The 11428-nt window shown below is 60.2% G+C and carries 10 protein-coding genes; 5 read left to right on the forward strand and 5 right to left on the reverse strand.

The features are described 5' to 3' along the window. The 4 genes from QP982_RS04550 to QP982_RS04565 all read left to right on the forward strand — a co-directional run bounded on the left by QP982_RS04550 (nt 1) and on the right by QP982_RS04565 (nt 5207). Complete coding sequence (locus QP982_RS04550) at nt 1–1386, forward strand: hemolysin family protein (RefSeq protein WP_016422831.1); 1386 nt, start codon at nt 1–3, stop codon at nt 1384–1386. Further along, the gene (locus QP982_RS04555) at nt 1383–2597 is read left to right on the forward strand and encodes a hemolysin family protein (protein WP_070858559.1); all 1215 of its coding nucleotides are present in this window, start codon (nt 1383–1385) and stop codon (nt 2595–2597) included. Before QP982_RS04550 ends, QP982_RS04555 begins: the two co-directional genes overlap by 4 nt. Then, the gene (locus tag QP982_RS04560) at nt 2594–3511 is read left to right on the forward strand and encodes a 3-methyladenine DNA glycosylase (RefSeq protein ID WP_149420701.1); all 918 of its coding nucleotides are present in this window, start codon (nt 2594–2596) and stop codon (nt 3509–3511) included. Before QP982_RS04555 ends, QP982_RS04560 begins: the two co-directional genes overlap by 4 nt. A gap of 97 nt (nt 3512–3608) precedes the next feature. After that, the gene (locus QP982_RS04565; RefSeq protein WP_149420700.1) at nt 3609–5207 is read left to right on the forward strand and encodes a vWA domain-containing protein; all 1599 of its coding nucleotides are present in this window, start codon (nt 3609–3611) and stop codon (nt 5205–5207) included. Nucleotides 5208–5351: 144 nt separating this feature from the next. Here QP982_RS04565 and QP982_RS04570 read toward each other — a convergent pair whose 3' ends face one another. The 5 genes from QP982_RS04570 to secA2 form a co-directional block, all read right to left on the reverse strand. After that, nucleotides 5352–5855: a MerR family transcriptional regulator gene (locus QP982_RS04570; RefSeq protein ID WP_172620271.1), complete on the reverse strand. Its 504-nt coding sequence runs from the start codon at nt 5853–5855 to the stop codon at nt 5352–5354. Between the two features lie 388 nt (nt 5856–6243). Then, complete coding sequence (locus QP982_RS04575) at nt 6244–6843, reverse strand: bifunctional nuclease family protein (RefSeq protein WP_284870254.1); 600 nt, start codon at nt 6841–6843, stop codon at nt 6244–6246. A gap of 45 nt (nt 6844–6888) precedes the next feature. Beyond that, the gene (gene ftsR / locus QP982_RS04580) at nt 6889–7647 is read right to left on the reverse strand and encodes a transcriptional regulator FtsR (RefSeq protein ID WP_070601412.1); all 759 of its coding nucleotides are present in this window, start codon (nt 7645–7647) and stop codon (nt 6889–6891) included. A gap of 70 nt (nt 7648–7717) precedes the next feature. Further along, a complete protein-coding gene (gene odhI / locus QP982_RS04585; protein WP_038625554.1) occupies nt 7718–8143 on the reverse strand; it encodes an oxoglutarate dehydrogenase inhibitor Odhl in 426 nt (141 codons plus the stop codon). 238 nt (nt 8144–8381) lie between these two features. Continuing rightward, on the reverse strand, nt 8382–10661 hold the full coding sequence (gene secA2 / locus QP982_RS04590; protein WP_284870255.1) for an accessory Sec system translocase SecA2: 2280 nt from the start codon (nt 10659–10661) through the stop codon (nt 8382–8384). Nucleotides 10662–10850: 189 nt separating this feature from the next. Between secA2 and rraA the strand changes: the two genes are divergently transcribed. Continuing rightward, a complete protein-coding gene (rraA, locus tag QP982_RS04595; protein ID WP_016422839.1) occupies nt 10851–11324 on the forward strand; it encodes a ribonuclease E activity regulator RraA in 474 nt (157 codons plus the stop codon). The last annotated feature ends 104 nt before the right edge of the window (nt 11325–11428 follow it).

An 11428-nucleotide genomic window follows, 5' to 3' on the forward strand; every position in this document is an offset into this window, starting at 1 on the left:
GTGGATATTGTTCTCAATATTGTCGCGGTTGTCGGCTTTATCGCGCTAACCGCTGGCACCGGCCTCTTTGTGGCGTTTGAATTCGCGCTGACGGGACTGGAGCGATCTACGATTGACGCCGACCGCGCCCGTTCAGCGGATGCACCTGCTGAGGCCGTTCACAAGGCGCATAATCGACTGTCCTTCCATCTTTCCGGTGCACAGCTGGGCATTACGTTGACCACGCTGGCAACTGGTTTCCTCGCGGAACCGGTGCTGGCACAGTACTTCACGCCGATGTTGCATTGGATGGGGCTCAGCGAGTCTGCAGCGGGACCGACCGCACTGATTCTTGCCCTCATCGTGGCCACGATGTTGTCGATGGTCTATGGCGAGTTGGTGCCAAAGAATGTCGCGATTACAGAGCCGCTGGCAGTAGCGCGAGTTACGGCTCGTCCGGTGATGGCGTTTAACTGGGTGTTCCACTACTTCATCCATTCGCTGAATGCCACGGCGAACTGGCTGGTGCGCAAGCTCGGTATTGAACCGGCGGATGAGTTGGCTTCAGCGCGTTCCCCTCAGGAGCTGGAAGCACTGGTACGTAATTCTGCGGAGCAGGGTGCATTGGATGAGTCGAAGGCCGCTGTACTCGAGTCGTCGTTACGCTTTGGCGAAACGACGGCGGAGGACCTAATGACGCCGCGGTCGACGATTACCTCCCTCGATGTCGATGACACGGCGCTGGATCTGCTGGCTGTCGCTATCGAATCGGGGCATTCCCGCTTCCCCATTACTGACGGGGACCTCGATGCCACTGTCGGTGTTGTCCACGTCAAGGACGCATTTGCGGTGCCTGCGGCGAAGCGCTCAACCACCACCATGCGGGAGATTGCACGGCCTGTGCCGACGCTGCCGCAGTCGCTGGACGGCGATGCCGTACTGGAGGCCGTGCGTTCGGCCGGCTCGCAGATTGCGCTGGTCGCCGATGAGTACGGCGGCATCGCCGGCATTGTCACCATCGAGGATGTCGTCGAGGAAATTCTTGGCGAGGTCTGGGATGAGTACGACGACAAGGAGTCCGAGCAGGAAGTCAAACGCGCGATCGAAGGTTGGAACTGCTCTGGCCTTGTGCGTACCGACGAGCTGCCGACCAAGGTCGGATACTTCGCCCCAGAAGGTAGCTTCGAAACGCTCGGTGGCTTGATTATGTTTGCGCTCGGTCGCATCCCGGAGGTCGGTGACGTCGTCCTGCTGCCAGAGACCGAACGCGACTTCATGGACGAGTTCGAATCGGGTATCGCCGGACGCTGGTACGCCCGCATTCTGGCGATGGATGACCGCCGCGTGGACCGTGCCATTTTGATTCCTGTGACCAACGAGCGCGCTAAGGAGATGTTCAACCTATGAGTGACTGGTTTGGAATCCTCCTGACTTTCTTCTTGCTGTTGGTCAACGCGTTTTTCGTGGGCGCGGAGTTCTCACTTATTGCTGCTCGCCGTGACCGTTTGGAAGCGCTGCTGGCTCAGGGAAAGAAGCGCGCACGCACAGTTATCAATGCTTCTGAGCACCTGTCGATGATGCTCGCCGCCGCACAGCTGGGCATCACCATTGCCTCGCTACTGCTGGGTAAGGTCTCTGAGCCGGCGCTGGCACATCTGCTGGAAGCTCCCTTCCAGGCGATGGGTATTCCGGAGTCGCTGCTGCACCCGCTGAGCTTTGCCATCGCATTGATGCTGGTGTCAGTGCTGCACATCATGCTCGGTGAGATGGTGCCGAAGAATATCGCGCTGGCAGGACCGGAAACGATGGCCATGCTGCTTATTCCGGTTCATATGGTCTTCTACCGTCTGACCAAGCCGCTGTTGCTGCTGTTTAACTGGATGGCTCGCCATACGCTTAAGCTGTTCGGCATTGAGCAGCGCGATGAGCTCGACACCACTGTCGATTCCACTGAGTTGGCATCGATGATTGCGGAGTCTCGTCAAGAGGGGCTCCTTGACAGCGAGGAGCACGTCCGCCTTCGTCGCACACTGGCTTCGGCCACGCGCACCATTGAGGAGGTGCTGATTCCGCACGAGCAAATTCGGCGCCTCCCCACCGCACCGACTGTGGGCGATCTAGAGACGGCGGTCACCGAAACTGGTTTCTCCCGGTTCCCCGTCGCTGCGGCCAACAATGAACCCAACGAGTACCGCGGCTATGTTCACGTGAAAGATGTCCTCGACCGCGTCATGGATCCTGCCTCCGGCCCAGAGACAGCCATCCCCGATGACGAGATTCGCCCGATGATCGAGATTCCGATCGATGCCACGCTGGATGAGGGATTGCGCATCATGCGCCGCTACAGCGCCCACATGGCAGTGGCTGTACGCGCTCGCATGCCAAAGCCGCACCTGCGCGCAAACGCCCCGGCAAGTATCGCGCCGAAGACCGGTGCTTTCTCCGGCGCGGAGCAGATCGGCATCGTGGCTCTGGAGGACCTCATCGAGGAGCAGGTCGGTGTCGTGCGCGACTGGACCCACGAGGTCTCCCCACGTCGCAGCGGTGCACCAAAGCAGCACTCGACCGTGAACCAGCCCCGGACCCGACCGGGCACCACGCAGGGACGACAGCAGTGACACCTACACCCGATTCGTCTTTCGATTGGCGTGAAGCCAAAGCAAGGCATATCGCCCGCGTCGATATCCTGACCCGCGACCACCTGTCCCGTCGCAGTCGCGGCCAGCGCCACCCGGTCTGGGACTTCATCTTCGAGTACTACCCCGTCAAGCCCGGTCAACTCCGCCGCTGGTCACCGGGCATCGGCGTAGATCTTCCCGGTGCGACAGCCAAGGACATCAGTCACCTGAAGTTCTTTACCCTCGACACGGACAGCGCTACCGATAGTCCTGCCCGCGAGGACCCCACCGATACCGCCTCTGGGACGGCGCGCATGGATGTTTCGGCGTACGTCGATAAGCGAGGTACGACGGTAGCGTACATCGGCAATCTGTTGCGTTCGACGCGCGCGAATCCGGCGCACTTTGACTGCTTTGGTCTGCATGAATGGGCGATGGTGTACCGCCAGCCCGAGCATCGTCATCCGGAGCCACTGCGGCTGGGTCAGGCAGGCACGGACGAGGTCGTCGAGGCTCACACGGTTCGGTGTACGCACTTCGATGCCTTCCGTTTCTTCACGCCCGACGCCGTGCCGCTCAACGAGTTTGCCCCGACGCGCGAGACGCAGCCGCACTGTGAGCAGATGGGTTGTCTGCACGCCAACATGGACTTGTATAAATGGGCGACCAAGCTCGGCGAGGCGGTCCCCGGCGACCTGTGGCTGGATACTTTCGAGCTCGCGTGCAGTGCCCGTGAGTTGGATATGCGCGCCGCTCCCTACGATCTGCGGGATTGGGGTTTTGCGCCTATTCGCATCGAAACGCCCGAAGGCAAGGCCGAGTACGTCCGCCGCCAGCGTGAGCTCAGCGCGCGTGCCGATGTTCTGCGCGGCCGTCTTCTCGAAGTGGTAGATGTCGCATTGTCCACGCAGTAAAGTTGGCAGGAGTTACGTGCGCGTTTGTGCTTTACGACGAGGTCTGCTGCGAGTCGACAGTGCCGAGCACACTCAGCATAGAAAGGGCTAGAACGACATGGGACGACACGCCTCGGGTGAGAACAACTATCGAGTGGCTAAGGGGCCTTTTATTGCCGTCTTGGTCGTAATTGTTCTGGTCGCTGCGGTTTTTGCCTGGGTTAATCTGCGCAAGAGCAACGATTCGTCGATTGATGCTGACCGTGCACGGTGCACGAAGGGTGACCTGACACTGGTGGTGACCGCTGATCCTGCCGCGGTGGGCTCGGCACAGAAACTTGTGCAGGACTATGGCGAGTCGAATCCCGTGGTGAGGGACTTCTGTGTGCGGCCACAGATTACGGTGGCGGGCTCGCAGGAGGTTGTGAACGCCCTGACTGAGGCTGGCGGTGCTGAAGCTGGTGAGGGAGCTCCGGAGGACCCCGCTGCGGATGAAGCTGGTACAGGAATTTTGACTCCGGGCGTCTGGATTCCCGCCGATATCTCTTTCGTGGATCAGGCGAAGAACTCGGACAAGGTCAAGGTCAACAACCCCAAGACGTGGTTGCCGCCGATTGCTAGCGGCGTGGCCTTCACAACCAATCGTGCTGACCAGCTGAACAACGCCACCTGGGAAGAGCTTGCAGGATTGCGCGTGGCCGCCCCAGGTGGCTCCGATGCGGCACTGTCGGCCGTGATTAGTGCTCGACTTGGCGGTGGCCCGGGCGTCGCTCGCGAACGCGCGGGCTTGGGTGAGGTCTACACCTCCAATACTCTGCTGACCATGCTCAGCCAGAACGTTGCCGACTTCGACGGTGTGGCCGCGACCCAGCCCATGCTGCAGATGGCCGGCGAAGGGCTGAAGCTGGTCTCCCCTGCGGATGCACCCCAGTTGCATGCGCCAGTTGTCACTTTTGGCTCCGGCGGCAAGATCGACGAGAACACGGCTCGCGCAGCTGAGGACTTCCGCAACTTCGCAGCAGATCACGGGGCCGACGGCGAAGCTGCTGAGAGCACTTTCAGCCCTGAAGTAGCGGAGAACTTTGGGGTGCTCTCGCAGATTCAGACGGATTCTTTTGCGCTGCCGCCAGCACTGGAGCAGCCGGACGCGCAACAGCCCGCAACTGCGGTGGGTTCGGCGCTCCTGCTCGCTGACACCTCCGAGGGCGTCGATGTCGGGGCGCTGTCTGCGGCACTGACCGGCGCTATCGATGCGGCACCTGGCGGCCGATACGGCCTGTGGACATTTGCACCCGAGGTGAACCGCCTCGCGGAACTTCCCGCGCCCGATGACGAGGCCAACAACGGCGCGGACGCCGTAAAGGGTTCGCTGGCCGAACTTCCGGCCGGTGGTGAGGCACAGTTCTGGCCAGCGCTTATCGATGCCTACCAGGCCGCCCGCGACACCTACTCCCCTGACAAGCCCAACCGACTCGTCGTGCTCACCTCGGGGCGCGATGCCTCGGGCGCCGATGCCGCCGAGTCTGTCGAGAGGATCAAGGAACTCATTAGCCCGGACCGCCCGGTAACGATTGAGGTCATCGTGCTTCCCGACGGGGACAGCTCCAGCCCCGAGCTGCAGGAAGTGGCAAATATGACCACTGGCTCTCTGCGCATTGCGGCTGACTACGGCGACGGCCTGGCCTCTCAGTTGGCTGCGGCTATCGGTACGGAGTAAGTAGCAAAAACCGCCTCCATCTGGTCCAACCTCGGGAGAGGAAAAACGGAACCAGTTGTGGAAGGCGGTTTTCGTTTAGTTTGTTTCGGCTATTTGAGCGGCGGCCGTAGCAGCAACGCCGCTGTCCAGCCAAATAGTTGGCTGTTAGGAGATGCGACGGCGACGACGCTCAGCCAGCTCGTCGATGCCAGTGCCTGGGTTCTCCTGAGTACCGTCGATACGCTCGGACGGGAAGGAGGCGATGGTGCCAGTCAGTTCCTTCATAATGCCCGGGACAGCAATGCCGAACACTCCCTGGCCACCGTTGAGCAGGTCGATGACCTCTTCATTGGAGCGACACTGGTAGACGGTGCGACCGTCGGAAACCAGAGTGATGGTAGCCAGGTCATCGACGCCGAGGTCGCGCAGGCGGTCGACAGCCAGACGGATGTTCTGCAGGGAAATACCGGTGTCCAGCAGTCCGCGGACGATCTTCAAAACGAGGATGTCACGGAAGGAGTACAGACGCTGGGTACCTGAGCCCTTGGCGGTACGAATAGAAGGCTCCACCAGCTTGGTGCGTGCCCAGTAGTCCAGCTGGCGGTAAGAAATGCCCGCTACCTGACATGCGATAGGAACGCGGTAGCCAACCTGCTCGTCCGGCCCCATGTCGAACAGGGATTCCTGAACCGCGCGTGGCTCTTGCGAGTCCGACGCACGGAGCTCATTGTCGCCAAAGAGCGAACCGCTGTTGTCGTCGACCATATAAATTCTCCCGAGGTAGTTTCACTGCCGTTATTTATCTTTCGCCAAGGTTAATCGGCTGTCAATACATCACAGGACGACACGCCGAATCTCTAAACCTAAAGTTAAGGTTTAGAGTTTGGAGCCACAGTTTCCCCAGCTCAAGCACAACCCGGGAGCAAAACCGCAGGACGGAATGAAACTATAACTTACGAAAAGTTACCCCTTTTATGGGGTCATTCAGCGACACGCCGGAGGAAATAAGCGTCACAACTACCTCAAAAGTAGCCAGTTATTCACTCCAGTCACACGTTTAACGGTCGCCATCGGAAGCTGAATCGGCGCCACCGTCGGCTTCACCATCAGACTTCTTGTCCTCCGCATCACCATGCGGCTCGGCGAAGTAGTCAGCATCAATACTGTCGAGGAATTCCGCAAACTCCGACACCGATGCCTCGACGGAGTCGGTCTCCGACTCGTCGGCAAGCGAACCGCCATTGGTTGCGACGAGACGCGCCGCTACCGACGTGGCGTCGAGCACATCACGCGCGACATACAGCGGAACCTCAAGCTCGCTAGCGATAAGGATGAGGTCGGAGGGCCGCATATCAATCTCTGCGCCACCTTCGAGCACCAGGCTGGCGATGAAAACGCCCTCATGCACGCCCGTAATCTGGCCGCGCAGGGCGCTCTGCCCCACCATGTCCAGCGCATCGACGAAGACCTCATGCATGCCCGGGCGACGCTGCGTAGCGCCGGTCTCACGGGCGGAGTACTCCGTCGCCGTCGCCAAATCAATCCAAATCGGGATAATCCGATTGGTCTCTTCGGCATGCAGGAGCAGCACTGGATCGTCCTCAGGAGGATGCGCCATCCAGTCTAGAAACTTGACTTCTACGAGTTTTTCGTCCATAACAGCGATAATTGTAGCGAGCCGCTATTTACGCGGGACTACTGACTACTTCCCCAGATCTTTGTTGACCTGGCGCTTGACCAAAGTGCCGTGCAGCGTGACCATCAGTGCGGTCATCTCACGGCCCATTTCCACAGCCTTCTGCTTGCCACTAGCCGCACGCGACTTACTCAGCGGACTAGCTGCCAGCGACACCAAATCGGCCTCACGGGTCGCAGCGGTACGCACAGTTTTGAGGTGGCGGGCATCCAGGCCGAACTCAGCCAGCTTGACTGCCGTCTCAGTGATGAGCAGGTCATCGCCGTCGAACATGTTCAGCGTGTCCGGAGTAATCAGGCCGACGCGGACCAGCTCAGTGATGAACTTCTCGCTAGCGCCGGTGCGCTCTGCTAGCTCCGCCTGCGTCAGTGAGATCACTGCAGCTTCGCGGAACTGATCCGCCGTCACCAGTGGAGTAACCGAAGCCAGACCGTCGCCGCCAGCGTTGCCCGCATCAATTTCGTCGAGCTGCTCTTTAATAACCTTCAGCGGCAAGTAGTTATCGCGCTGAACAGTCAGAATGTAGCGCAGGCGGTCAATGTCCGCCTGGCTGTAGCGACGATAGCCCGAGGAACTACGCGACGGGCACAGCAGCCCTTCCGACTCGAGAAAACGAATCTTGGACAGCGTTACATCAGGGAACTCAACCTTGACTTCCTTTAGCACAGCACCGATGGTCTTCTTCTTGCCCACCGAGCGTGCTTGCTTCGCAGTGCTTTCTGACGGAGCCGGCTGCGAAACCGCTGATTTGTGTACTGCTGCCACTGGTCTTTCCGAGCCTTTACAAAAATAAGGGGGTTAATGCCGACAGACGTCGACACTAACCGATGTCGAATTAGTTACCGATAAGGAATACGAGGCGGAACTTACCGACCTGGACCTCGTCACCATTAGCCAGAACCGCAGAGTTCTTCGGCTCGCGGTTAACGTAGGTGCCGTTCAGCGATCCCACGTCGACAACCTCGTAGGAGTCACCGTTCTTGCGGAACTCTGCGTGGCGACGGGAAACAGTCACGTCATCGAGGAAAATGTCGCTTTCCGGGTGACGACCAGCGGTGGTGACTGCCTGATCGAGCAGGAAACGCGAACCCGCGTTTGGCCCCCGCTTGACGACCAAGAGTGCCGAGCCTGCCGGAAGTCCTTCAACACCGGAGACCGTGGAGTCCGTGTTAGAGCTGGACTCCATCTCCTTCAGCAAATCTGCACGGAAGACCGAGGTGGTCTCGACCGATGCCTCTGGCTGGCCGCTATTGCTAGTCATATCTTTCCCTCCGGGATAACCTTGGGCGATTTACTCGTTACTTTTTAGATAATAGCGCCCCAACCGCTTTCGTGTTGTTATCTAATCCCAACCATGTTGTGACGCAGCTCACCGACAGGGTATGTACAACATGATTGATATGCGTAAATACCGACATCGGAGAGCTTTCTCCGTGGGTGTACCTAGGCCGGTCACCTGAGAATTATTTTCAAATTGTTACCAAACCTGTGGTTACGGCTTACCTAAACATCGCTGCAATTGAACCGACGACCGAGCCGCCACCATTGCTCAGCGGGTTGTCGTTGACCATGTAGGTCCACGTCGAGCTCGGGCGGGCAAGTCCCGTGTCCTCCAGGTGCGCGCCATCGCTATCGATTTTGACCTCCTGGAACGTCTGCACCGCCTCGGTGACAGCATTGTTCACCAAGTTCTTAAAGGCACCGATGGCGGCGCGGTGGAACTCATCAATGGGGCTTTCCTTAGCCAGCGCGCGCAGATGAATCGACTCCCGCAGGTCATCCAGATCCGCCAGGTGGTCCGACCATCCGCGATCCAGGTGGCTCAGCATAATCTCCCGGGCGGCATCCTCGGCGACGTCGCGCCCGACTGCGGATTCCACTTCCTTCGCCCGCGCCGATGCCAGCTTGGACAGTTCTTCCCAAGCAGCATTCGTAGTCAGCAGTTTCTCCCGGCGCTCATCCAGAATCTCGCGCTGGTCACCGATGAGCTTGTTGTACTTCCACGTCGTCGCATGAATCGACAGCATGGTCGCCTCTGTCACTCGCTGTGCGCGGTCGATGAACTGGTAGGCCCTCTTATCGCGAACGCGTCCATCGTCCTCGGGCAGCACACTCAGCGTCTCGCCAGCAGCGCCTTCGGAAATCACCGGATCATCCAGGGAGACAAAGAACACCGACGAGCCCGGATCGCCCTGGCGCCCGGCGCGGCCACGCAGCTGATTATCCAGTCGGTCAGTGCGGTGCTTGCCCAGACCAATGACGCATAGGCCACCGCGCTCGACCACCGCATCGCGGTTGGATTCGTCTGCCCCTCCGAGGCGGATGTCGGTACCGCGGCCGGCCATCTGGGTGGACACCGTGACGCGGCCAATATCGCCAGCATTGGCGATGACTTGGGCCTCCAGCTCGTCATTTTTCGCGTTCAGTACCGAGGATTCGATGCCGCGCAGGACTAGCGCATCGGCCAGTCGTTCCGATTCGGCCACGTCACGGGTGCCTACGAGTATTGGTCGACCAGTGCCGTTGAGTTCCACGACCTCGTCGACAAGCGCGGCGAACGCGTCGCCGGTGGTGGCGTAGATGCGATCGGGCTCGTCGTCGCGGACGCATGGCACGTTGGGTTCGATGACGGAGACGTGGAGTCCGTAGAACTCGCGGAACTGGTCGCCCGCGGAGGTGGCGGTGCCGGTCATACCGCAGGTGACGTCGTAGCGGCCGACGAGTTGCTGGATGGTCATGGAGTCCAAGATGCGGCCGCCCTCCGAGACTTGCAGTCCCTCCTTGGCCTCTACCGCCGCTTGCAGACCGTCCGGCCAACGCTGAAGTTCCGCCACACGTCCCTTCGAGGCGTCGATGAGCTGTACCTTGCCGTCGCGCACGATGTAGTCGACATCGCGCTGCAGCAACTCGTGGGCGTGCAGTGCAACGTTGACCTGAACCAGGGTGGTGCCGACGTGTTCGGCGTCGTACAGCGAGCTGATGCCAAGCAGACGTTCGACGCGTGCGGCGCCGGTATCGGTGAGGAAGACGTTGCGGCGACCTTCGTCGACGGTGTAGTCGTCGCCGAGCTGCAGGCGACGCACCACGTCGGTAATCTGCCCGGTCGGTGCGGTGCCCGGCTCATTGCCGGCGAGCACAAGCGGGACTAGCGCTTCATCCACCAGCACGGAGTCGGCCTCGTCGATGATGGCGACATCAGCGGGCGACTGCACGCGGTCTGCAATGGTCGGCGCGCAACGGTCGCGCAGGACGTCGAAGCCGAGTTCGTTGACGGCGGCGTAGACGATGTCTGCCGCATATGCTTTACGACGCTCCCCCGGACCATCCTGCGGCGAAATAGCCGCCACCGAGAGCCCAAGGAACCCGAACAGCGGTTGCATCCATTGCGCATCGCGGCCTGCGAGGTAGTCGTTGACGGTCACCGAATGCACGCGGTGGCCACGCAGCGCGAACCCGGCTGCAGCCAAGGCGCCGGAAAGAGTCTTACCCTCACCGGTGGCCATCTGGATAACGTCTCCCTCCATGAGCGCCAGTGCGCCTTGCAGCTGCACATCGAAGGGGCGCATGGACAGGGTGCGCTGGGAGACTTCGCGGAGTGCGGCTAAAAGCTCCGGTGCGTCGGTGGCGTGTTGGCGGGCGAAGTCGGCGAGGTCGGCGTCGGAAAGCGCCTGTACCTGTGGCTCGAGCTCAGCGGCGCGCGCCACCAGCCCTACGCTGCGTTTTTGGTTGCGCCCTTGCTTGCCGCCAAGAGCCTTCCAAAACCAATTAAACCCAGCCATCTTCTACCCTTCCTGCGCACGTGTGGTTGTCGGCGCGTTCTGACTCACCAGAGTAATCAATCTGGACCGGCCTTCGGAGTGTCAATCGCTGCCAGCGAATTTGCACCATATGTCTTTGGTCACATCTTGAGTTTGAAACAATGGAGTTAACACTTGATGCGAGTAATTTCGGAAGGACTTGAATCCCCTATGGCAATTGAATTCATCCCCACCGCTGACCTGGTTGATGAGATCGGCCCGGACGTGCGTTCCTGCGATACCCAGATGCGCAACCTCGGCGGTCGCGTGGAGTTCTGCGGCAAGATCTCCACGGTCAAGTGCTTCCAGGACAACGCGCTACTGAAGAAGGTCCTCTCCGAGCCGTCTGAGGGCGGCGTGCTTGTCATCGACGGTGATGCTTCGGTCCACACGGCGCTGGTCGGTGACGTTATTGCGGGGCTCGGCAAGGACAATGGCTGGGCTGGTGTGGTCGTCAACGGCGCGATCCGCGACTCCAAGCTGATCGGTGAGATGGACTTCGGGTGCAAGGCGCTTGGCACCAACCCGCGCAAGTCCACCAAGACCGGCGAGGGCGAGCGCGACGTCGTTGTCTCCTTCGGCGGCATTGACTTCGTTCCGGGCGAGACGCTCTACGCTGACTCCGACGGTATTGTCGTGCGCTAGTAGCATCGTGCGCTAGACGGCAAACGAGGGTTAAGTAAAGAAAAGTGTGTCCGCATGCCACCATAACCCCAGACCACACACCACAAATCACCAAAGAATAGCTC

The organism is Corynebacterium sp. MSK019 (genome assembly GCF_030232425.1).
Taxonomy (GTDB): Bacteria; Actinomycetota; Actinomycetes; order Mycobacteriales; family Mycobacteriaceae; genus Corynebacterium; species Corynebacterium jeikeium_D.